Origin of the sequence: Amycolatopsis dongchuanensis, from assembly GCF_039542405.1 — a bacterium.
GTDB classification, from domain to species: Bacteria; Actinomycetota; Actinomycetes; order Mycobacteriales; family Pseudonocardiaceae; genus Amycolatopsis_E; species Amycolatopsis_E sacchari.
The window spans coordinates 1-22,078 of record NZ_BAABIB010000099.1 but is presented as its reverse complement, the minus strand read 5'-3'; the positions used below and the strand labels follow the sequence as shown (position 1 = coordinate 22,078).

Below are 22,078 nucleotides of genomic sequence, written 5' to 3'. Positions count from 1 at the left end.
AGAGAAAGCGCATACACACCAACGGGCGACTAAAGGTTCGGTCAGAGGCTCGCGCCGTGACACGATGGTGGCGCCCGGTGGAGTGAGTGGCCGATGCTGGGTACTTTTGCTGCACGGGCAGGGAAAATGATCTCTCGTAGAACAAGCCCGGTGTCCCTGAATCCGAAACCTCTGAGGAGTTCCTTGTGTTGAAGAAGATGGGTTTCGTGGCCGCGGGAGCGGCCGCTGGCATGATGTTGCTGGGCGGCGTGGCTTCGGCGAGCGAATCCCACCACAACCGGGACGGCGACGACCAGCAGGTGGGTCTGGTCAACGTCAACAACCTGGACGCCCTGCACAACGTGAACGCGACCCTGGGTGTGTGCAAGAACAACATCAACGTCCTGGGTGTCCAGGTGCCGATCCAGGACGCCCTGAAGGGCATCGGTGTGCCGATCCTCTCCGAGGGTTCGAGCAGCGCCGAGGGCGAGGACCCGATGAACTGCGCCTCCGGTGGCGTCGCAGACGGCGGCACGAGCCAGGACAACTGAGTTCCAGGCCGCTCGACGGGTTTCCGGTCCGCCCGAACCGGAATCCCAGCGGCCGGTGATGCGAGGTGGGTTCGGGTACACGACCCCGATCGTGCACCCGGCCCACCTCGTGCCGGTTGGCCGCACCTTTTTTCCGAAGTAGTTCCGAACCGATTCTCGAGGAGTTGTTTCAGTGCTTAAGAAGGTTGGCTTCGCTGCCGCTGCCATCGCCGCCGGTGTGACCATGCTGGGTGGCACCGCTTCCGCCGCCGAGGTCGGCAGCCACCACTACGATGGTGACACCGACCAGTCCGCGCTGGCGAACCTGAACAACCTGGACGTCCTGCACAACGTGAACGCCGCCGTGGGCGTCTGCAAGGACAACATCAACGTCCTGGGTGTTCAGGTCCCGGTGCAGGACGTCGCCAAGGGCCTCAGCGTTCCGATCCTGTCCGAGGGCGACAGCGACGCGGCCGGCGAGGACCCGCAGAACTGCGCTTCCGGTGCCATCGAGGACGGCGGCACGTCGCAGGACAACTGATACAGGCTCCCGGCTGCGCCGAACGAAGGTTCCCCGTTCGGGTTTGCCGGTGGGTGGAGGGATGCGGGGCTCGGACCTACAGGTCCGGGTCCCGCATCGTTTTTGTGCTCAGCCCGCCACGGGTTTGCCGCCCTCGAAGCGGACGGGCAGGGAGTACATGCCGCGCCCGTTGTGGTGGTCGGGGGAGAGCCAGCCGTGGAAGAAGACCCGCTGGGCGGTCACGTCGGCTCCGCCGGGACCGTTGACCTGGCTGCCGAGGCCGCCGGTGGTCAGCAGTGGCTGGGATGCCTTGGTGTACGGGCCTTTCAGCGACGCAGAGGTGGCGTATCCCGTGTGGTAGTCGACGTTGTCGAAGGAGTCGGCGGAGTAGAAGAGCACGTACCCCGAGCCGATCTTGACCAGTGAAGGCGCTTCCACGTCACCACGTTCTTCGGGGCGGTCGGCGCGGAGCAACGGGATGCGGCCGCCAACCAGAGTTCCTCCGTCGTTCGTGACCTCCTGCAACCAGATGGTCGTCGGCCCCGCGTTGCTCTTGTACAGCAGGTAGTGCTTCCCGTCGGAATCCACAAAGGACTGTGGGTCGATGTCGCCGCCGTCCTCGGGCGGGCAGACCAGTGGCGCGCTGTCCACCGGGTTGAACGGGCCCGTGGGCAACGACGAGGTCGCCGTGCCGATGCACATGCGGTTGTCGCCGGGCAGCTGGGCGGAGAAGTACACGCGGTACTGACCGTTGTTCATCCGGCCGACGTCCGGCGCCCAGAACGCGCCGTCCGGCTTGGCCCACGCGGGATTCCGGGCGAGGGCGTCGCCCTGCACCTTCCACGGGCCGTCCGCCGACGACGCGACCGCGTACGGGATCCTCGCCGAGCCACCCCGGGTGGCGTAGGCGTAGTAACCGTTCGCCGACTGGAGCACGGCCGGATCCGGGAAATCCTGGTTGATCAACAACTTCGGGGTGGCGGGGTCGACGCGGGCGGCGCCGGTGGTGAGCACGGCGGCCACCGCCGCCACGGACAACGCCCGCAGCCTGCTCTTCTTCATGACCTCACTCGTAGACGACGTACGTCGGTGCGGGACGCAGCGCCAGCACCTCTTCCGGTTTCATCAGCGGGGCACCGCGGCGCGTGTCCTCGTCGTAGAAGAGCTTGAACCCCGCCTGGACGTGGGCGGGCTTCTGCCGCATCACGAGGTTCCAGGTCGTGATCTTGGCTTCGCGGCTGCCGATGCCGTCGACGACCTTGATCGGCACGACCCCGTCGTGCGGCTTGAGATCGCCCTCGTCGCGCACGACGGACGTGGCGACCTGGTGGTACACCATCATCTTCGGCGGCAGGTTGTGACTGCTGACGAGCTCTGACACGTAGGTGGCGACCTGGTCGAGCACCGCGCCGGTGACGTGCCCGAACTTCTGGCCGGGCCGGACGCCGGGGTCCACCGCCCACTCCGGGTCGAGTGCGAGGCCGACGTCGGGCTCGGTCAGCCACCGCTCGAAGGCCCTGACTTCGGTGGGGAAATCGGCGTGGCCGGGCTGAATGTTCAGCAGCAGCAAGCCTTTCAGCCGTCGCGCTTCGTCCAAGTAGGACTGGATGCTGGAGTCGCTCTCGCGGCTGCGGTAGAGCCCGTCCGCGCCGGGAGTGGAGATGACGCGCGTGGCGATCAGCTCGACGACGGGCTGGATCGGGCCGTCGGTGCGGTACGCGGAGATCTGCCGGGTCAGTTCCTCGCCGGCCGCGACCAGGTTGCCGGTCATGCGGCCCAGGGCGGGGGCGTTCGGGCCGCCGCAGAACCCGACGCGCAGCGGACCGGTCGGCTCCGCGTTGGTGACCGCGAGCGGCGACGGGGTGGCCGGCGACACCGGCGGTGGAGGCGGCGGGGCGGGAACGGGTACGGGAGCGGTCGGCGGCGCCGCGTTCGGGCGGCCGGCGACGGTGACCATCGGTCCGGCGCACGCGCTGAGCACCCCGGCGGCGGACAGGAGGAGGAAGCCTCGGCGGCCGGTCTCTACGCTCATCCGTTTGTCACCCACGGATCGTGCCCCTCCCGTCACCGCCTGCTACCCGCAACACACAGGTAGCCCGGTGGGGGAAACTTCACACCTGTTGGGGCGGAGTTCGCTCGATGGAAGTAGTGGCAGGTGGCCTGAACGAGGTGGCGAGGGCCGCCCCTAAAGTTCTAGCCATGCCCCGAGCGAACCTCGACAAGGACCCGCACGAGGTCGCCGCCATGTTCGACGGCGTCGCGCGCGGTTACGACCGCGCGAACTCCGTCATGACCTTCGGCTTCGACCGGCGCTGGCGCACGATCACCTCGCACGTGCTCGACGCGAAGCCGGGGGAGAAGGTGCTCGACCTCGCCGCCGGTACCGGTGTCTCCACCGCCGAGTACGCGCGGGGCGGAGCGTGGTGCCTGGCCGCGGACTTCTCGCTCGGGATGCTGCGCAACGGTAGGCACCGCGGCGTGCCGATGGTGGCCGCGGACGCGCTGCACCTGCCCTTCGCCGACGAGAGCTTCGACGCGGCCACGATCAGCTTCGGCATCCGCAACTTCGTCGACACCAAGGCCGCGCTCGTCGAGATCGCCCGCGTGGTCAAGCCGGGCGGCCGGCTGGTGATCTGCGAGGTCTCGACGCCGCCGTTCACGCCGATCCGGTTCCTGTACCGCAAGTTCCTGCTCCGCGTGATGACCTTGTTCGGCCGGTTCAGCTCCAGCAACCCGGAGGCGTACTCCTACCTCGCGGAGTCGATGCTGGCGTGGCCGGACCAGCGGGCGTTCGCGCAGACGATCGCCGAGGCCGGGTGGCATCGGGTGGAGTGGTTGAACCTCACGTTCGGCGTCGTCGCCATCCATCGCGCTTCGAAGCCCCCTCTAAACTCGGAAGCATGACTCTCGATGCCCAGGTGATCGTCGTCGGTGCCGGCCCGGCCGGGTCGACCGTGGCCACGTACCTGGCGCGTGCCGGGCTCGACGTGCTCCTGCTGGAGAAGACGGAGTTCCCGCGCGAGAAGGTCTGCGGTGACGGCATCACGCCCCGCGGCGTGAAGCAGCTGATCGACCTGGGTATCGACACCAGCCCCGAGGCGGGCTGGGTGCACAGCCGCGGCCTGCGCATCCTCACCGGCGAGCTCACCCTCGAACTCGACTGGCCGGAGCTGACCAGCTACCCGCCCTACGGCGTTTCCCGCACCCGCTTCGACTTCGACGACCTGCTGGCGAAGACCGCGGTCAAGGCGGGGGCGCGGCTGCAGGAGCGCACGAACGTCACCGGCGCGATCACCGACGAGCGCACGGGCCGGGTCATCGGCGTCGAGGCGAAGGTCGGCCCGGAGAAGACGCCGGTCCGCTACCACGCCCCGCTCGTGCTGGCCTGCGACGGCGTCAACGCCAAGCTCGCCCGGTCCGTCGGCATCGACTCCGACGACCGCAGGCCGATGGGTGTCGCCGTCCGCCGGTACTACAAGAGCCCGCGCCACGACGACCCGTTCATCGAGGGGCACCTGGAGCTCTGGGACCGCAGCGACCCGCGGAACCCGAAGCTGCTGCCCGGTTACGGCTGGGCGTTCCCGCTCGGCGACGGCACGGTCAACATCGGGCTCGGCATGCTGTCCACGTCCAAGGCCTTCCGCAACACCGACTACCGCGCGCTGCTGCGCTCGTGGCTCGACTCGACGCCCGAGGAGTGGGGCTACCGCGAGGAGAACGCGATCGGCCGCATCGGCGGCGCGGGGCTCCCGATGGGCTTCAACCGCACCCCGCACTACCGGAACGGGCTGCTGCTGCTCGGCGACGCCGGCGGCATGGTGAGCCCGTTCAACGGCGAGGGCATCTCGTCGGCGATGGAGTCGGCGCAGCTGGCCGCGGAGTTCGTCGCGCAGGCGCTCGCCCGGCCGGAGGGTCCGTCCCGCGAACGGGCGCTGCACGGTTACCCAGTGGCACTGAAGGAGCTGATGGGCGGGTACTACCGGCTCGGCAACCTGTTCGCGAAGGCCATCGGGCACCCGAAGGTCATGCGGGCCGCGACCAAGTACGGGCTGCGTGTCAACCCCCTCATCCCGCTCATCTACAAGGGGCTTTCCGGCTGTTACGACGCCCGCGGCGGGGACGCCGTGGACCGGATGATCGCGCTCGCGGCCCGGCTTACGCCGAGCGCGTGACACCTCTCGCGTGGGTTACGTCACATTGACTCTCCGTGAAAACGGGCAGCCCAGCTGATCTTGTTCCTTTCCTCCCAGGTCTGGGGCCTGAGGGCCTTCGCGGGCCCTCCCGGAAGTTAGGGCTCCCTTAAACCAAGGACCCCGCGACAACAATGTGAGCCGCGTCCTACACTGCCCCCATGCTTTGTGAACCCGTTCACAACTTCGACGGAAGGCTTGTGAACAAATTCACAATCTCCGCGACGCTGCGGAAGGAGTGGGACACGTGGTGTTAGCGCAGGGCGCGTCCGCCAGTCCGGCGATGTACGTGCCGTTGGTCCTGTTGTTCGTGCTGGCGGCGGCGTTCGCCGTGCTCTCCGTGCTGCTCGGGCCGCTGGTCGGGCCGAGCCGGTACAACAAGGCCAAGCTGCAGGCCTACGAGTGCGGCATCGAGCCCTCACCGCAGCCGCTCGTCGGCGGCGGCCGGATGCCCGTCGCCTACTACATCACCGCGATGCTGTTCATCCTGTTCGACATCGAGATGGTCTTCCTCTACCCGTTCGCGGTCTCCGCGGACTCGCTCGGCCTGTTCGGCCTGGTGGAGATCGTGTTGTTCATCGCGACGGTCGGCTTCGCCTACGCCTACGTGTGGCGGCGCGGCGGGCTGGATTGGAACTGAAGATGGGTCTCGAAGAGAAGCTCCCCAACGGAATCCTGCTGGCCAGCCTCGAAGGCCTGGTCAACTGGGCGCGCAAGAACTCGCTGTGGCCCGCGACGTTCGGCCTCGCCTGCTGCGCCATCGAGATGATGACCACGGGCGGTTCCCGGTACGACATCGCGCGCTTCGGCATGGAGCGGTTCAGCGCGACGCCGCGGCAGGCCGACCTGATGATCGTCGCCGGCCGCGTCACGCAGAAGATGGCGCCGGTGCTGCGGCAGATCTACGACCAGATGGCCGAGCCGCGCTGGGTGCTCGCGATGGGCGTGTGCGCCTCGTCTGGCGGGATGTTCAACAACTACGCGGTCGTGCAGGGCGTCGACCACATCGTGCCGGTGGACATGTACCTGCCGGGCTGCCCGCCGCGGCCGGAGATGCTGCTCGACGCGATCCTCAAGCTGCACGCCAAGATCCAGGACGAGCCGATGGGGCCGCGCCGCGCCGCGCTCAAGGCGGGGCACCGCACCGAGCTGATCCCGTCGTCGGTCAAGTACGCAAAGAAGTGATCCCCTGTGCCTGAAGAGAAACCAGAGACCGGCGACGAGCAGTCGAGCGCCGAGCGCGAGGTCGGGCTGCGGCCGGAAGGCGCGCGGCCGGCCCAGCCGGTGGTGGCGGGCCGCGAACGCCGCGGCATGTTCGGGGTGCACGACAGCGGTGACACGTCGGGTTACGGCGGGCTGCGCCTGCCCGCGTACTCACCGCCGCCCGCGGAACGGCCGTTCGGCGGCTGGTTCGACGAGTTCGCCGACCAGTTCTTCGCCGCACTGGGCGAAAACGGCGTGCCCGCCGAGGCCGTCCAGCAGATCACCGTCGACCGCGGCGAGATCACGCTGTACCTGGACAAGCGGTACCTCGTGCAGGCCTGCCGGATCCTCCGCGACGACGCGGGGCTGCGGTTCGAGCTGTGCAGCTCGGTGTCCGGTGTGGACTACGGGCCGGACGTGCCGCAACGGCTGCACTCGGTGTACCACCTGACGTCCATGACCTACCGCCGCCGCATCCGGCTGGAGGTCACGGCGGAGGTCGACGACCCGCACGTGCCGTCGGTCGTCGAGGTGTACCCGACCGCCGACTGGCAGGAGCGGGAGGCCTACGACATGTTCGGCATCGTCTACGACGGACACCCGTCGCTGACGCGCATCCTGATGCCCGACGACTGGGACGGGCACCCGCAGCGCAAGGACTACCCGCTCGGCGGAATTCCCGTGGAGTACAAGGGCGCGGAGATCCCGCCGCCGGACCAGCGGAGGTCGTACTCATGACTACCGACCGGCTTTCGGACGTCACGACGGGGACGGACACGACCGCTCCCGGTGCCGACAGCACCGACAACGTGGACTACGCGGAGTCGCGCGAAACCACGGAAGGCCGCGTCTACCACGTCAGCGGTGGCGACTGGGACGACGTGCTGTCCGACGCCGACCACGACGAGCGCATGGTCATCAACATGGGGCCGCAGCACCCGTCGACGCACGGCGTGCTCCGGCTCGTGCTGGAGCTGGAGGGCGAGACCGTCACCCAGCTGCGCTCGGTCATCGGCTACCTGCACACCGGGATCGAGAAGAACACCGAGTACCGCACGTGGACCCAGGGCGTCACGTTCGTGACGCGCATGGACTACCTGTCGCCGCTGTTCAACGAGCTCGGGTACTGCCTCGCGGTGGAGAAGCTGCTGCGCGTCGAGGTGCCGAAGCGGGCGCAGCTGATCCGCGTGCTGCTGTGCGAGATCAACCGCATCGGCTCGCACCTGGTGTACATCGCGACCGGCGGCATGGAACTCGGTGCCACCACGGCGATGACGCTCGGCTTCCGCGAGCGCGAAGAGGTGCTGCACCTGCTGGAGTACCTGACCGGCCTGCGGATGAACCACGCGTTCATCCGGCCCGGCGGGGTCGCGCAGGACCTGCCGACGGACGCGCACGCGAAGATCAGCGAGTTCGTCAAGGTGATGGACAAGCGGCTTCCCTTGTACGACAAGCTGTTCACCGGTCAGCCGATCTGGCGCAACCGGCTCAAGGGCGTCGGCTACCTGCCCGTGGACGCGTGCCTCGCGCTCGGCGTCACCGGCCCGGTGCTGCGCTCGGCCGGGCTGCCGTGGGACCTGCGGAAGGTCGAGCCGTACTCCTCCTACGACGAGTTCGAGTTCGACATCCCGACCTCCACCGAGGCCGACTGCTGGGCGCGGTACCTGTGCCGCGTCGAGGAGATGCACCAGTCGCTGCGGATCATCAAGCAGGTGCTCAAGCGGCTCGACGAGCCCGGGCCGGTGATGGTCGAGGACAAGAAGATCGCGTGGCCTGCGCAGCTGTCGATCTCCAGCGACGGCATGGGCAACTCGCTCGAGCACGTCCGCAAGATCATGGGCCAGTCGATGGAGTCCCTGATCCACCACTTCAAGCTGGTCACCGAGGGCTTCAAGGTGCCGCCGGGGCAGGTGTACGCGCCGGTCGAGTCGCCGCGCGGGGAGCTCGGTTTCCACGTCGTGTCCGACGGCGGCACGCGGCCGTGGCGGGTGCACGTGCGGGAACCGAGTTTCGTGAACCTGCAGTCGATGCCCGCGATGTCCGAGGGCGGCCTGGTGGCTGACGTGATCGCCGCCGTCGCCTCGATCGACCCCGTGATGGGGGGAGTGGACCGCTGATGATTTTCGACGACGACACGGTCGCGAAGGCGCAGGACCTGATCGGGCGGTACCCGCAGTCCCGCTCGGCGCTGCTGCCGATGCTGCACCTCGTGCAGTCGGTGCAGGGCTACGTGAGCCAGGAGGGCATCGCGTTCTGCGCGGAGCAGCTCGGGCTGACCGAGGCCGAGGTGAGCGCGGTCGCGACGTTCTACACCATGTACAAGCGGCGGCCGTGCGGCGAGCACCTGGTCAGCGTCTGCACCAACACGTTGTGCGCGGCGCTCGGCGGTGACGCGATCTACCAGCAGCTGTCCGAGCACCTGGGTGTGGGGCACGAAGAGGTTTCCGGGGAGCCGGGCGAGCCCGGTTCGATCATGCTGGAGCACGCGGAGTGCCTGGCGGCATGCGACCTCGCGCCGGTGCTGCAGGTCAACTACGAGTACTACGACAAGCAGTCGCCGGAGTCGGCGCTCGAACTCGTGAAAGCGTTGCAGCGCGGGGAAAAGCCCGCGCCGACACGGGGTGCGCCGCTGACGGACTTCAAGGGGGCGGAGCTTCAGCTCGCAGGCTTCTTCCCCGAGGACGAGGAGACGTTCCGGTCCCAGGTGGACGGTCCGTCGCAGGCGGTGGAGACCTTGCGCGGAGCCAGCCTGGCCGCTGAGCGCGGCTGGACGGCGCCCGTGATGGAGGACGTTCCGCTGCCGGAGGTGGAGGCGAAATGAGCGACCCGTTGACCCCGGTGCTGACCAAGCGCTGGTTGTCGCCGAACTCGTGGCGGTTGTCGACCTACGAGCAGCTCGAGGGTTACACGGCGGTCCGGAAAGCGCTTTCCGGTACGCCGGAACAGCTCGTGCAGCTGATCAAGGACGCGGGCCTGCGCGGTCGTGGCGGTGCCGGTTTCCCGGCCGGTGTGAAGTGGTCCTTCATGCCGCCGAACGAGGACAAGCCGCACTACCTGGTGATCAACGCCGACGAAGGCGAACCCGGGACGTGCAAGGACATCCCGCTGATGATGGCGGACCCGCACTCGCTCATCGAGGGCTGCATCATCGCGTCGTACGCGATGCGCTCGCACCACTGCTTCATCTACGTGCGCGGTGAGGCGCTGCACTGCATCCGCCGCCTGAACGCGGCGGTGCGCGAGGCGGAGGCGGCCGGGTACCTGGGCGAGAACATCCTCGGCTCGGGTTACGACCTCAAGATCACCGTCCACGCGGGCGCGGGTGCGTACATCTGCGGCGAGGAGACGGCACTGCTCGACTCGCTCGAAGGCCGTCGCGGGCAGCCCCGGCTCAAGCCGCCGTTCCCCGCGGCCGCGGGCCTCTACGCGGCGCCGACCACGGTGAACAACGTCGAGACGATCGCGAGCGCGCCGTACATCGTCAACGCCGGGTCCGACTGGTTCCGCAAGATGGGGCGCGAGAAGTCGCCCGGCCCGAAGATCTACTCGATCTCCGGCCACGTCGAGCGGCCCGGCCAGTACGAGGCGCCGCTGGGCACGACCCTGCGGCAGCTGCTGGAGCTGTGCGGCGGCATGAAGGACGGCATCCCGCTGAAGTTCTGGACGCCGGGCGGCTCGTCGACGCCGCTGTTCACCGCCGAGCACCTGGACGTGCCGCTGGACTTCGAGGGCGCCGCCGAGGCGGGCTCGATGCTCGGCACCACCGCGGTCCAGGTGTTCAACGAGACGGTGTCCGTGCCGTGGGCCGTGATGAAGTGGACGCAGTTCTACGAGCACGAGTCGTGCGGCAAGTGCACGCCGTGCCGCGAGGGCACGTACTGGCTGGCGCAGATCCTGGAGCGGATGGTCGAGGGCCGCGGCACGCCCGAGGACATCGACACGCTGCTCGACGTCTGCGACAACATCCTCGGCCGGTCGTTCTGCGCGCTCGGTGACGGCGCGGTCAGCCCGATCACCAGTGGCATCAAGTACTTCCGGGACGAGTTCCTCGCACTGTGCGAGAGCAACAAGCGTGAGCTGGTGGGAGCGCAGGCATGACGATGGCGCCAGAGGAACCCAAGGTCGAGGTGCCTGAGGGGTATGTGCGGCTCACGATCGACGGCGAGGAGGTCATCGCGCCGAAGGGCGAGCTGCTGATCCGCACCGCGGAACGGCTCGGCACGGTGATCCCGCGGTTCTGCGACCACCCGCTGCTCGACCCGGCGGGCGCGTGCCGCCAGTGCCTCGTCGAGGTGGAGATGGGCGGTCGGCCGATGCCGAAGCCGCAGGCGTCGTGCACCATGACGGTCGCCGACGGCATGGTCGTGAAGACGCAGCTGACGTCGCCGGTCGCGGACAAGGCGCAGCAGGGTGTGATGGAGCTGCTGCTCATCAACCACCCGCTGGACTGCCCGGTGTGCGACAAGGGCGGCGAGTGCCCGCTGCAGAACCAGGCGATGGCCCACGGCCGCGCGGAATCCCGCTTCCACGACAAGAAGCGCACGTTCCCGAAGCCGCTGCCGATCTCGACGCAGGTGCTGCTCGACCGCGAGCGGTGCGTGCTGTGCCAGCGGTGCACGCGGTTCTCCGCGCAGATCGCCGGTGACCCGTTCATCGACCTGCTGGAGCGCGGGGCGCACCAGCAGATCGGGACGGCCGAGACGGCGGATGTGCTGGACATGGCGTCCCGCACGTCTTCGGGCAAGCCGTTCCAGTCGTACTTCTCCGGGAACACGATCCAGATCTGCCCGGTCGGCGCGCTGACGTCGGCGCAGTACCGGTTCCGCTCGCGGCCGTTCGACCTGGTGTCCTCGCCCAGCGTCTGCGAGCACTGCTCGTCCGGCTGTGCGGAGCGGACGGACTTCCGGCGCGGCAAGGTGATGCGCAAGCTCGCCGGCAACGACCCGGAGGTCAACGAGGAGTGGATCTGCGACAAGGGCCGCTTCGCGTTCCGGTACGCGCAGACCGCCGACCGCATCCGGCGCCCGCTGGTGCGGGACTCGTCGGGGACGCTGCGTGAGGCTTCGTGGACCGAGGCCTTGCGAGCGGCCGCCGACGGGCTGACCAAGGCGCGTGACACGCGCGGTGTCGGCGTGCTGACCGGCGGGCGACTGACCTTGGAGGACGCGTACGCGTACTCGAAGTTCGCCCGGATCGCCTTGCGTACCAACGACATCGACTTCCGCGCGCGGGCGCACTCGGCGGAGGAGCTGTCGTTCCTCGCTTCGCAGGTCGTCGGCACCACGCCGGAGAACGGTGTCACCTTCGCGGCGATCGAGAACGCGCCGACCGTGCTGTGCGTGGCGTTCGAGCCCGAGGACGAGGCGCCGATCGTGTTCCTGCGGCTGCGCAAGGCGGCCAGGAAGCGGCGTGCCAAGGTCGTCCACTTGGGACAGTGGACCACGTCGTCGGTGCGCAAGACGTTCGGTGAGCTGCTCGCCTGCCCGCCGGGTGGGGAACCCGCGGCGCTCGCGGCACTCGCCGAGCACGCGCCGGACCTCGACGCGGCGCTGGCACAGGAGGGCGCGGTGATCCTGGTCGGGGAGCGGGCGGCCGAGGTGCCGGGCCTGTTCTCGGCGGTGCACGCGTTGTCCTCGCGGACCGGCGCGCGCGTCGCCTGGATCCCGCGGCGGGCCGGTGAGCGCGGAGCGCTCGAAGCCGGTGCGGCGCCGACGCTGCTGCCCGGCGGCCGTCCCGTCACCGACGAGGCGGCCCGCGCGGAGGTCTCGACGGCGTGGGGCGTGCAGGTGCCGTCCGAACCCGGACGCGACACCACCGGCATCCTCGCGGCGCTCGCGGAAGGCGTGCTCGGCGGAGTGGTGGTCGGCGGTGTCGACCCGAACGACCTGCCCGACCCGGAGCTGGCGCGCCGCGCGCTGGACCGCGCCGAGTTCGTCGTCAGCCTGGAGCTGCGGCCGAGCGAGGTCACCGAGCGCGCGGACGTGGTGCTGCCGATCGCGCCGGACGTGGAGAAGGCGGGCAGCTACCTCAACTGGGAGGGCCGCCGCCGCGCGTTCGACATCACGATCGAGAACAGCGGCGCCCTGCCGGACGGCCGGGTGCTCGACACGCTGGCCGTCGAGATGGACGCCGACCTGTTCACGCAGACCCCGGCGGCCGCGTACGGCGACCTGTCGCGTCTGCCCGCGTACACCGCGCGTCCCGCCTTCACGGCTGTGACGCCGGCGTCGCTCGAACCGCTCGGCAAGGGCGAGGCGTGGTTGTCGACGTGGCGGCAGCTGATCGACAACGGCTCGCTCCAGGTCGACGAGCCCCACCTGGCGGGGACGGCGCGCAAGCCCGTCGCGCGGGTGGCGCCCTCGACGGCGGAGCAGCTGGGCGAGACGGTGACCGTGTCGACCGGCCGCGGCTCGGTCACGCTGCCCGTCGAAGCGGCGGACCTGCCCGAGGGCGTGGTCTGGCTGCCGTCGAACTCCGACGGCTCGCGGGTGCGGACGGCGCTCGGCGCCGGGCACGGAGCTGTGGTTTCCCTCGAACCGGGAGGCGCGCGATGAACCCGTACCTCATGCAGGAACCGATGACCAGGGCGGAGCTGCTCGCGGACGACCCGTGGTGGCTCATCCTCATCAAGGCCGTCGTGATCCTGCTGATCGGGCCGATCATGACGATCTTCCTGATCGTGTGGGAGCGCAAGGCGGTCGGCCGGATGCAGAACCGGCCGGGACCGAACCGCGTCGGGCCGGGCGGGTACCTGCAGTCGCTGGCGGACGCGCTGAAGCTCCCGTTCAAGGAGCAGGTCATCCCCGACACCGCCGACCGGAAGGTGTACTTCCTGGCGCCGGTGATCGCGGTGGTCCCGTCGTTGATCGCGTTGTCGGCGGTGCCGTTCGGGCCGCAGGTGTCGATCTTCGGTGAGCAGACCGTGCTGCAGCTGGTCGACCTGCCGGTCGGGGTGCTCGTGATCCTGGCCTGCTCGTCGGTCGGCGTGTACGGCATCGTGCTCGCCGGCTGGTCGTCGGGCTCGCCGTACCCGCTGCTCGGCGGGCTGCGGTCGGCGGCGCAGGTGATCTCGTACGAGATCGCGATGGGCCTGTCCATCGTGGCCGTGGTGCTCTACGCGCAGTCGATGTCCACCGGCGACATCGTGCACGCCCAGGCCGGCGGGTGGTACTTCTACCTGCTGCTGCCGAGTTTCGTGATCTACCTGATCTCGATGGTCGGCGAGACGAACCGGGCGCCGTTCGACCTGCCGGAGGCGGAGTCGGAGCTGGTCGGCGGGTTCCACACGGAGTACTCGTCGATGAAGTTCGCGATGTTCTTCCTCGCCGAGTACGTGAACATGGTGATCGTCTCGGCGTTCGCGACGACGTTGTTCCTCGGCGGCTGGATGTTCCCGTTCGTCGGGCTCGACTCGCCGCTGAACCGGGGCTGGCTGCCGCTGATCTGGTTCGGGATCAAGCTGTTCGCGCTGCTGTTCGGCTTCATCTGGCTGCGCGGCACGCTGCCGCGGTTCCGCTACGACCAGTTCATGAAGCTGGGCTGGAAGGTGCTGGTCCCGGCGAACCTGCTGTGGATCGTGGTCGTGACCGCGATCAGGGCGATCCGCAACAACGGCGGGCTGACGACGTCGCAGATCGTGATCGGCGTGGTGGTCGTGGCCGTCGTCGCGATCGCGATCGCGTTCCTGATGCCGGACCGCCGCCCGCCGGCGGACGACGACCGCGTGCCGATCACGGGCGGCGGTTATCCGCTGCCGCCGCTGGACCTGAAGGTGCCGCAGGTGCCGGACCGGTCGAAGACGAGGCGCCGTCCGGCTGTGGAGGCCGGGGAACCGGCGCAGGTGGGGAGTTCCGATGGGACTGTTTGATCCGATCAAGGGCTTTGGCGTCACCTTCGGGATGATGTTCAAGAAGGTGGCGACGGAGGAGTACCCGGAGGCCGGTGCGCCGGCCGCGCCGCGGTACCACGGGCGGCACCAGCTCAACCGGCACCCGGACGGGCTGGAGAAGTGCGTCGGCTGCGAGCTGTGCGCGTGGGCGTGCCCGGCGGACGCGATCTTCGTCGAGGGCGGCGACAACACCGAGGACGCGCGGTACTCGCCCGGTGAGCGGTACGGCAAGGACTACCAGATCAACTACCTCAGGTGCATCGGCTGCGGCCTGTGCATCGAGGCCTGCCCGACGCGCTCCCTGACGATGATCAACTTCTACGAGCTCGCCGACGACGACCGCCAGCGGCTGATCTACACCAAGGAGGATCTGCTGGCGCCGCTGCTGCCGGGCATGGAGCAGCCGCCCCACCCGATGCGCCTCGGCGACGACGAGCAGGACTACTACGTCAACGGCCCGGAGCTGGCCCGCGGCCGCGGCGTCCCCTCGGGCGAGACGGTGGAAACGGCCCGCGAGGAGGTCATCTCATGACCGGCTCGGTTCCGGCCGCCGCGGTGTCGCGGAGGGTCCCGGCGCGGGCCGCCAGCTCCGGTGAGGCGGCGTCGCGCTTGGTGGTTTCGGCCGGGGCGGCCTCGCGCTCGGTGGTTTCGGCCGGGTTGGCCTCGCAGGCGGCGGTCGTGCGTGCGGTGGTTCCGGCCAGGGCGGTCTCGCGTGCGGTGGTCCCGGCTACGGCGCCCTCGCGCTCGGTGGCTCCGGGTGGGGCGGTCTTGCGCTCGGCGGTTCTGGCCAGGGCGGCCTCGTGCTCGGTCGCTCCGGGTGGGGTGGCCTCTCGTGCGGTGGCCTCGCGCGCGGTGGTCCCGGCCAGGGCGGCCTCGCGTGCGGCGGTTCCGGCGGGGGCGGCCTCGCCCTTGGTGCCCGCTGGTGAGGCGGTCTCGCGCTCGGTGGTTTCCGCCCGGGCGGCCTTGCGCAGGGCTATCTCGCAGGAGGAGGCGGCGGCATGCTGAGTTCACTGGTGCTGGCGCAGGCGGTCGACCAGAGCACGTCCACCGGCGAGGCCGTCGCGTTCTGGATCCTCGGGCCGATCGCCTTGCTCGGGGCGCTGGGGCTGATCTTCGCGCGCAGCGCCGTCCACTCCGCACTGTTCCTCGCGATGACGATGTTCTCGCTCGGCGTGCTGTACCTCGTGCAGCAGGCGCCGTTCCTGGGCTTCACCCAGATCATCGTCTACACCGGCGCGATCATGATGCTGTTCCTGTTCGTGCTGATGCTCGTCGGCCGCGAGAGTTCCGACTCCGTGGTCGAGGTCTTGCGGGGACAACGGCTGTGGGCGGGCATCCTCGGTATCGGGATCGCCGGGCTGATCGTCACGGGCCTGATCAACGCGCTGGCGAACGTGACCCCGGCACCCGCGCCCAACGGCACACCCGGCGGGCTCGGCCGGATGATCTTCACCGACTACCTGTTCCCGTTCGAGCTGACGTCGGCTCTGCTCATCACCGCCGCGCTCGGCGCGATGGTGCTGGCGTTCCACGAGAAGCGCAGCCGTCGCACGCAGAAGGAACTCGTGGAGGCCCGGTTCCGCGGCGAGTACGAGCGCATCTCGCCGAAGCCCGGCCCCGGTGTCTTCGCGACCTCGCACTCGGTCATGACCCCGGCGCTGCTGCCGGACGGCACGGTGGCGCAGGAGTCCCTGTCCGCGATCATCGAGTCCACCCCCACCGCGCAGCTCGAAGCCGAACGCAAGCGCGTCGAGGGCAAGGAGCCGCACCCGGACGCCCACGCGCTGACCGGCTCGACCGCGGGCACGCACGGCGATCCCGGCTCCGGCTCCGGTCCGGGCGCGGGTTCGGCGGAGGCGGGCGCCGGTGCGGCGGGTGCCGCCGGGTCGGATGCGCGCGAGGAAGCGCCCGCGCTGACCGGTTCGGAGGAGAAGAAGTGACTCCCACCTACTACCTGCTGCTGTCCGCGCTGCTGTTCTCCATCGGTGCGGTGGGCGTGCTGGTGCGGCGCAACGCGATCGTCGTGTTCATGTGCATCGAGCTGATGCTCAACGCGGTGAACCTGTCGCTGGTCACGTTCTCCCGCATCAACGGCAGCCTCGACGGACAGGTGATGGCGTTCTTCGTGATGGTCGTCGCCGCCGCGGAGGTCGTGGTCGGGCTGGCGATCATCATGGCCATCTTCCGCACCCGCCGCTCGGCCTCCGTCGACGACACGAACCTGCTGAAGTACTAGAGGCACTAGGAGAGCTGCACAGTGATCGCATCATCGTGGCTGCTGGTCGCGTTCCCGGCTCTGGGTGCGTTGATCCTGCTGGCCGGGGGGCGGCGCACGGACGCGTGGGGGCACCTGCTCGGCTGTGTCACGGTCATCGCGTCGTTCGCGTACGGGCTGGCGTTGTTCTTCGGCAGCGACGGTCACCCCACCGACACGACGTTCTACTCGTGGTTCCCGGTCGGCAACCTCACGGTCGACTTCGGGTTCCGCATCGACGCGCTGTCCCTCGTCTTCGTCCTGCTGATCACCGGTGTGGGTTCGCTGATCCACATCTACTCCATCGGTTACATGGCGGACGACGCGAACCGGCGGAAGTTCTTCGGGTACCTCAACCTGTTCGTCGCCTCGATGCTGGTTCTGGTGCTGGGCAACAACTTCATCACCCTGTACCTCGGCTGGGAGGGTGTCGGTCTGGCGTCGTACCTGCTCATCGGGTGGTACACGGACCGGCCGTCGGCGGCGACCGCCGCGAAGAAGGCCTTCCTGATGAACCGCGTCGGTGACGTCGGCCTCGCGTTGGCGATCTTCCTGATGTACAAGTACCTCGGGACGGTCAGCTACGCGGGCGTGTTCGACCGCATCGGCGACGCACCAGCCGGCGTGATCACCGCGATCGCGATCCTGCTGCTGCTGGGTGCGTGCGGCAAGTCCGGTCAGTTCCCGCTGCAGGCCTGGTTGCCCGACGCCATGGAGGGCCCGACCCCGGTGTCGGCGCTGATCCACGCCGCGACGATGGTCACCGCGGGGGTGTACCTGGTCGCCCGCGCCAACCCGATCTACAACGAGACCGAGAGCGGACGGCTCATCGTCACCCTCGTCGGCGCGGTCACGCTGCTGATCGGGTGCATCATCGGCTGCGCCTACGACGACATCAAGAAGGTGCTCGCCTATTCGACGGTGAGCCAGATCGGCTACATGATGCTCGCCGTCGGGCTCGGGCCGTTCGGCTACGCGCTGGGCATCATGCACCTGCTGACGCACGGCTTCTTCAAGGCCGGGCTGTTCCTCGGTGCCGGTTCGGTCATGCACGGCATGAACGACGAGGTCGACATGCGCAAGTTCGGCGGGCTGTACAAGCGGATGCCGATCACCTTCGTGACGTTCGGCCTCGGTTACCTCGCACTCATCGGGTTCCCCTTCCTGTCGGGCTACTTCTCCAAGGACGCGATCATCGAGGCGGCGTTCGGCCAGGAGGGCTGGCGCGGCTGGGTGTTCGGCCTCGCCGCGATGCTCGGCGCCGCGCTCACCGCCTTCTACATGACGCGCCTGGTGCTGATGACCTTCTTCGGCAAGGAACGCTGGAAGGAACTCAAGAGCAGCGACGGCCGCGAGTTCCACCCGCACGAGTCGCCGAAGGTGATGACCGTGCCGATGATCATCCTGGCGATCGGTTCCGTCGGCGCCGGCGCGTTCCTTTCCCTGGGTTCCCGGTTGTCCGACTGGCTCGAACCGGCGCTGGGTGAACTCGGCGAGGCCGAGCACACGGCGATCCCGCACTCGTTGATCCCGTGGTTGACGGTCCTCCTCTCCGCACTGGGCGTGCTCGTGGCGTGGCTGGTGGTCGGGCGCCGGGACACCCCGGTCGAGCGGCCGCAGAACGTGTCCGGCCTGGTCCGGGCGGCCAGGAAGGACCTCTACGGCAACGCGCTGAACGAGGCGCTGGTCGCCACTCCGGGCATGTGGCTCACCCGGTTCTCGGTGTACCTGGACAGCCGGGGCGTCGACGGCGCCGTCAACGGTCTCGCCGCCGCGCTCGGTGGCGGCTCCGGGCGGCTGCGGCGCCTGCAGACCGGGTTCGTCCGCTCGTACGCCCTGTCCATGCTGGCCGGTTCGTTCGTACTGGTCGCGGCTCTGCTGTTGGTGAGGTTCTCATGACCTGGGTACTGGCCCTCATCCTGTTGCCGCTGGTCGGCGCGCTCGTCCTGTGCGGGCTGCGCAGGAACGACCGGCTGGCCGTGACGGTGGCGCTGGCGTTCTCGATCGTCGAGTTCCTGCTGATGATCCCGATGTGGGCGACCTACCACCCCAGCGGTGACCGCCTGCAGCAGACCACGTCGATGGACTGGATCCCGACCTTCGGCATCCACATCGCGTTCGGCGTCGACGGCATCGCGCTCATCATGATCGCGGTGATCACGTTCCTGGTGCCGATCGTGATCGGCGCGCTGGGCACCGCGGACAAGCTGCCCGAGGGGCGCAGCGCGGGCGGGTACCTCGCGCTGATCCTCGTCCAGCAGGCGCTGACGATCGCGGTGTTCGCCGCCACCGACGTGTTCCTGTTCTACGTGCTGTTCGAGATCATGCTGATCCCGATGTACTTCCTCATCGGCGGCTACGGCGGCGCGAACCGGCAGTACGCGGCGGTCAAGTTCTTCCTGTACTCCTTCCTCGGCGGGCTGATCATGCTGGCCTCGGCGATCGGCGCGTACTCGCTCGCCGCGGACAAGCTGGGCAAGGGCACGTTCGACTGGGCCACCCTGGTCACGGTCGTCAGGGACGCCCCGACGAGCACGCAGATCTGGCTGTTCCTCGGTTTCTTCCTGGCGTTCGCGATCAAGGCGCCGCTCGTGCCGTTCCACACCTGGCTGCCCGACGCGGCGGGCGAGGCGCCCATCGGCGTCGCGGTGCTGATCGTCGGCGTGCTGGACAAGGTCGGCACGTTCGGTCTGCTGCGCTACAACCTGCCGATGTTCCCCGAGGCCAGCAAGACCCTCGCGCCGCTCGTGCTGATCCTGGCGGTGATCGGCGTGCTCTACGGCTCGATCCTCGCCGCGGGGCAGCAGGACATGAAGCGCTTCGTGGCCTACGTGTCGATCGCGCACTTCGGGTTCATCGCGCTGGGCATCTTCGCCTTCACCCAGCAGGCGACCGTCGGCTCGGTGACCTACATGCTCAACCACAGCCTGGCGACGGGCATGCTCATCGTCGTGCTGGGCCTGGTCATCGCGCGCGGCGGCTCGACCCGGATCTCGGACTACGGCGGGATGTACAAGGTGACTCCTCTGCTGGGCGGGATGCTGCTCATCGCGGGTCTGTCCACTTTGTCCTTGCCGGGTACCAACTCCTTCGTCAGTGAGTTCCTGGTGCTGCTGGGCTCGTTCGAAACCCAGCCGGTGTACGCGATCCTCGCGACCGTCGGCATGGTGCTCGCCGCCGCTTACGTGCTGTGGCTCTACCAGCGCATCATGACCGGCCCCGTCCGGGGCGACGCGCTGGTCGGTGCGGGTGGCGGGCCGGGAACCGCCATCGCGCCCGAACTCGGCGCCAGGAAGAGCATCCGGGATCTCGGCGGCAAGGAGCTCGCGATCCTGGTTCCCCTGGTCGTGCTGATCATCGGACTCGGCTTCTACCCGAAACCCGTGCTCGACACGGTGGGACCGTCGGTGCAGGCCACGCTTTCGGCCGTGCAAGGAGGGCACTGAAAGTGATCCACGTGCTGGCCCAGCAAGGGCAGATCGCGACGCCGCAGATCGAGTACGCGGCGATCCTGCCGGTGCTGATCATCCTCGCGGCGGGCTGCGTCAGTGTGCTGTTCGAGGCGTTCCTGCCGCGGCACATGCGCTGGCCGGGACAGGTCGTGTTGTGCCTGACCGCGCTGGTCGCGGCCGGTGTCTCGCTGGCCGTCTACGTCAGCGGCTCGCCGGTGGCAGGGCTGACCACCCTCGCCGGAGCGGTCTCGGTGGACAAGCCCGCCCTGTTCCTGTGGGGCACGCTGCTCGCACTGGCACTCGGCGCGGTGCTGTTGATCGCCGACCGGTCGGTCGAGCCGGGGGGCGCGTTCGTCGCCCAGGCGGCCATCCGGCCCGGCACGTTCCAGGACCGGGCCCAGGTGGGTTCCACCGGGATGCAGACCGAGGTCTTCCCGCTGACGCTGTTCGCGCTCGGCGGCATGATGACCTTCTGCGCGGCCAACGACCTGCTGACGATGTTCATCGCGCTCGAGGTGCTGAGCCTGCCGCTGTACCTGATGTGCGGGCTCGCCCGCCGTCGCCGTCTCCTCTCCCAGGAATCGGCGGTCAAGTACTTCCTGCTCGGTGCCTTCTCGTCGGCCTTCTTCCTGTACGGCCTCGCGCTCCTCTACGGCTACGCGAACTCGGTGAAGCTCGCCGACATCGCGCACGCCGCCGCCGGCTCCGACCGGTCGGACATGATGTTGTTCGCCGGTATGGGCCTGCTCGTGGTGGGCCTGCTGTTCAAGGGGTCGGTCGGGCCGTTCCACACCTGGACGCCGGACGTCTACCAGGGCGCGCCGACCCCGGTGACCGCGTTCATGGCCGCGTGCACCAAGGTCGCCGCGTTCGGCGGGATCCTGCGGGTGCTGACCGTCGGGTTCGAGTCGACGAGCTGGGAATGGCGTGGCGTGCTGTGGGCGGTCGCGATCGTGTCGATGGTGATCGGCGCGGTCCTCGGCCTGACGCAGACGGACGTGAAGCGCATGATCGCGTACTCGTCCATCGCCCATGCCGGGTTCCTGCTGGTGGGCACGCTCGCGATGACCGACCAGGGGCTGTCGGGCACGCTGTTCTACCTGCTGGCCTACGGCTTCACGACGCTCGCCGCCTTCGGGGTCGTGTCGCTGGTGCGCGACTCCTCCGGCGAGGCGACGCATCTGTCCGCCTGGGCAGGGCTGGCGAAACGTTCGCCGGTGCTCGCCGGCGTGTTCACGTTCCTGCTCCTGGCACTCGCCGGAATCCCGCTGACGAGTGGGTTCGTCGGGAAGTTCGTCGTGTTCTCGGCCGCGCTGCGGGACGGGATGGCGCCGCTGGTGGTGATCGCGCTGGTGTTCAGCGCCGTCGCGGCGTTCTTCTACCTGCGGGTGGTGGTGCTGATGTACTTCTCGCAGCCCGCGCCCGAGGGGCCGACCGTCAGCGTGCCGGGGGCGTTCACCACCGCCGCGATCACGCTCGGGGTGATCGTCACGCTGCTGCTCGGCGTGGCGCCTTCGTTCGCGCTCGGCTGGGCGGGGGCCGGCACGTTCGCTTTCTGACGCGGTAGGCGAAGCACGGGGCGTCTGGGGCCGGTGAGGCCCGGGCGCCCCGTTTTCGTTGGCGCGCAAGGCGGAGAGCACGTCGTCGTACGAGCAGGTGTGTTTGTGCACGGTCGTCTGGCGGGGCGGCTCGCCGCAATGGCAGCCGAGCAGGCCGAGGTGGCGCAGCTTCGCCAGGTGTCTGCGGGCGAGGCCCCGGGTTCGGGCCTCGGCCAGCTCGGTGCGGAAGGCGTCTTCGGCACGGGGTGCGGCGCTGCGGGTGCGGATCGGGAGGGTGTTCAGCTCGGCCATCTCTTTTCCTTTCCGGGGAGATGGTTCGAGCATGCCGGGAGTGGGGGCGGGGTGGGGAACAGAATCGGATTCTGTGGATGGGGGAGGGGGTTGTGGAGAACTTCGCTTTGGTGCCCCTGGGCTGTGGAGAACTGGGAGGGCTGTGGATAACTCTGGGGATTCTGTGGATTAGGTGGGGGATTGAGGGGAGGGGTTGTGGATTGTTCGGGGTG

General features: G+C 68.9%; 20 protein-coding genes. 18 read left to right on the top strand and 2 right to left on the bottom strand.

What is annotated here, in order from left to right; genetic code table 11:
- Window positions 1–185: 185 nt before the first annotated feature.
- Window positions 186–530: a hypothetical protein gene (locus ABFX51_RS26790; RefSeq protein ID WP_091505159.1), complete on the top strand. Its 345-nt coding sequence runs from the start codon at window positions 186–188 to the stop codon at window positions 528–530.
- Window positions 531–702: 172 nt separating this feature from the next.
- Entirely contained in the window at window positions 703–1,050 is a 348-nt protein-coding gene (locus ABFX51_RS26785; protein WP_346055272.1) for a hypothetical protein, read from the top strand.
- A 108-nt stretch (window positions 1,051–1,158) separates the two neighbouring features.
- Here the strand turns inward: ABFX51_RS26785 and ABFX51_RS26780 are convergent, their stop codons facing one another.
- Window positions 1,159–2,091, bottom strand: a complete 933-nt coding sequence (locus ABFX51_RS26780) for a glycoside hydrolase family 43 protein (protein ID WP_346055271.1) — start codon at window positions 2,089–2,091, stop codon at window positions 1,159–1,161.
- 4 nt (window positions 2,092–2,095) lie between these two features.
- Complete coding sequence (locus ABFX51_RS26775) at window positions 2,096–3,061, bottom strand: hypothetical protein (protein WP_091505156.1); 966 nt, start codon at window positions 3,059–3,061, stop codon at window positions 2,096–2,098.
- 167 nt (window positions 3,062–3,228) lie between these two features.
- Between ABFX51_RS26775 and ABFX51_RS26770 the strand changes: the two genes are divergently transcribed.
- The 16 genes from ABFX51_RS26770 (at window position 3,229) to nuoN (ending at window position 21,575) form a co-directional block, all read left to right on the top strand.
- Window positions 3,229–3,933: a demethylmenaquinone methyltransferase gene (locus ABFX51_RS26770; RefSeq protein WP_091505155.1), complete on the top strand. Its 705-nt coding sequence runs from the start codon at window positions 3,229–3,231 to the stop codon at window positions 3,931–3,933.
- Window positions 3,930–5,201, top strand: a complete 1,272-nt coding sequence (locus ABFX51_RS26765; protein WP_091505154.1) for a geranylgeranyl reductase family protein — start codon at window positions 3,930–3,932, stop codon at window positions 5,199–5,201. The genes ABFX51_RS26770 and ABFX51_RS26765 overlap by 4 nt, the downstream gene beginning before the upstream one ends.
- Window positions 5,202–5,502: 301 nt before the next feature.
- A complete protein-coding gene (locus ABFX51_RS26760; RefSeq protein WP_091505224.1) occupies window positions 5,503–5,859 on the top strand; it encodes an NADH-quinone oxidoreductase subunit A in 357 nt (118 codons plus the stop codon).
- A 2-nt stretch (window positions 5,860–5,861) separates the two neighbouring features.
- The gene (locus ABFX51_RS26755) at window positions 5,862–6,404 is read left to right on the top strand and encodes a NuoB/complex I 20 kDa subunit family protein (RefSeq protein WP_091505153.1); all 543 of its coding nucleotides are present in this window, start codon (window positions 5,862–5,864) and stop codon (window positions 6,402–6,404) included.
- 6 nt (window positions 6,405–6,410) lie between these two features.
- Window positions 6,411–7,160: an NADH-quinone oxidoreductase subunit C gene (locus ABFX51_RS26750; protein WP_091505152.1), complete on the top strand. Its 750-nt coding sequence runs from the start codon at window positions 6,411–6,413 to the stop codon at window positions 7,158–7,160.
- Window positions 7,157–8,539: an NADH-quinone oxidoreductase subunit D gene (locus tag ABFX51_RS26745; RefSeq protein ID WP_091505151.1), complete on the top strand. Its 1,383-nt coding sequence runs from the start codon at window positions 7,157–7,159 to the stop codon at window positions 8,537–8,539. Before ABFX51_RS26750 ends, ABFX51_RS26745 begins: the two co-directional genes overlap by 4 nt.
- Window positions 8,539–9,243, top strand: coding sequence for an NADH-quinone oxidoreductase subunit NuoE (gene nuoE / locus ABFX51_RS26740; RefSeq protein WP_091505150.1), 705 nt, complete (start codon window positions 8,539–8,541; stop codon window positions 9,241–9,243). The genes ABFX51_RS26745 and nuoE overlap by 1 nt, the downstream gene beginning before the upstream one ends.
- Complete coding sequence (gene nuoF / locus ABFX51_RS26735; RefSeq protein WP_091505149.1) at window positions 9,240–10,520, top strand: NADH-quinone oxidoreductase subunit NuoF; 1,281 nt, start codon at window positions 9,240–9,242, stop codon at window positions 10,518–10,520. The genes nuoE and nuoF overlap by 4 nt, the downstream gene beginning before the upstream one ends.
- Complete coding sequence (locus ABFX51_RS26730) at window positions 10,517–12,976, top strand: NADH-quinone oxidoreductase subunit G (protein WP_091505148.1); 2,460 nt, start codon at window positions 10,517–10,519, stop codon at window positions 12,974–12,976. The genes nuoF and ABFX51_RS26730 overlap by 4 nt, the downstream gene beginning before the upstream one ends.
- A complete protein-coding gene (gene nuoH, locus ABFX51_RS26725; RefSeq protein WP_091505147.1) occupies window positions 12,973–14,289 on the top strand; it encodes an NADH-quinone oxidoreductase subunit NuoH in 1,317 nt (438 codons plus the stop codon). The genes ABFX51_RS26730 and nuoH overlap by 4 nt, the downstream gene beginning before the upstream one ends.
- A complete protein-coding gene (nuoI, locus tag ABFX51_RS26720; RefSeq protein WP_091505146.1) occupies window positions 14,276–14,842 on the top strand; it encodes an NADH-quinone oxidoreductase subunit NuoI in 567 nt (188 codons plus the stop codon). The genes nuoH and nuoI overlap by 14 nt, the downstream gene beginning before the upstream one ends.
- 466 nt (window positions 14,843–15,308) lie before the next feature.
- A complete protein-coding gene (locus ABFX51_RS26715; RefSeq protein WP_177228588.1) occupies window positions 15,309–16,250 on the top strand; it encodes an NADH-quinone oxidoreductase subunit J in 942 nt (313 codons plus the stop codon).
- The gene (gene nuoK, locus ABFX51_RS26710; protein ID WP_091505144.1) at window positions 16,247–16,546 is read left to right on the top strand and encodes an NADH-quinone oxidoreductase subunit NuoK; all 300 of its coding nucleotides are present in this window, start codon (window positions 16,247–16,249) and stop codon (window positions 16,544–16,546) included. The genes ABFX51_RS26715 and nuoK overlap by 4 nt, the downstream gene beginning before the upstream one ends.
- Window positions 16,547–16,567: 21 nt before the next feature.
- Entirely contained in the window at window positions 16,568–18,463 is a 1,896-nt protein-coding gene (gene nuoL, locus ABFX51_RS26705) for an NADH-quinone oxidoreductase subunit L (protein WP_091505143.1), read from the top strand.
- Complete coding sequence (locus ABFX51_RS26700) at window positions 18,460–20,010, top strand: NADH-quinone oxidoreductase subunit M (RefSeq protein ID WP_091505142.1); 1,551 nt, start codon at window positions 18,460–18,462, stop codon at window positions 20,008–20,010. Before nuoL ends, ABFX51_RS26700 begins: the two co-directional genes overlap by 4 nt.
- A gap of 2 nt (window positions 20,011–20,012) precedes the next feature.
- Complete coding sequence (gene nuoN / locus ABFX51_RS26695; RefSeq protein WP_091505141.1) at window positions 20,013–21,575, top strand: NADH-quinone oxidoreductase subunit NuoN; 1,563 nt, start codon at window positions 20,013–20,015, stop codon at window positions 21,573–21,575.
- The last annotated feature ends 503 nt before the right edge of the window (window positions 21,576–22,078 follow it).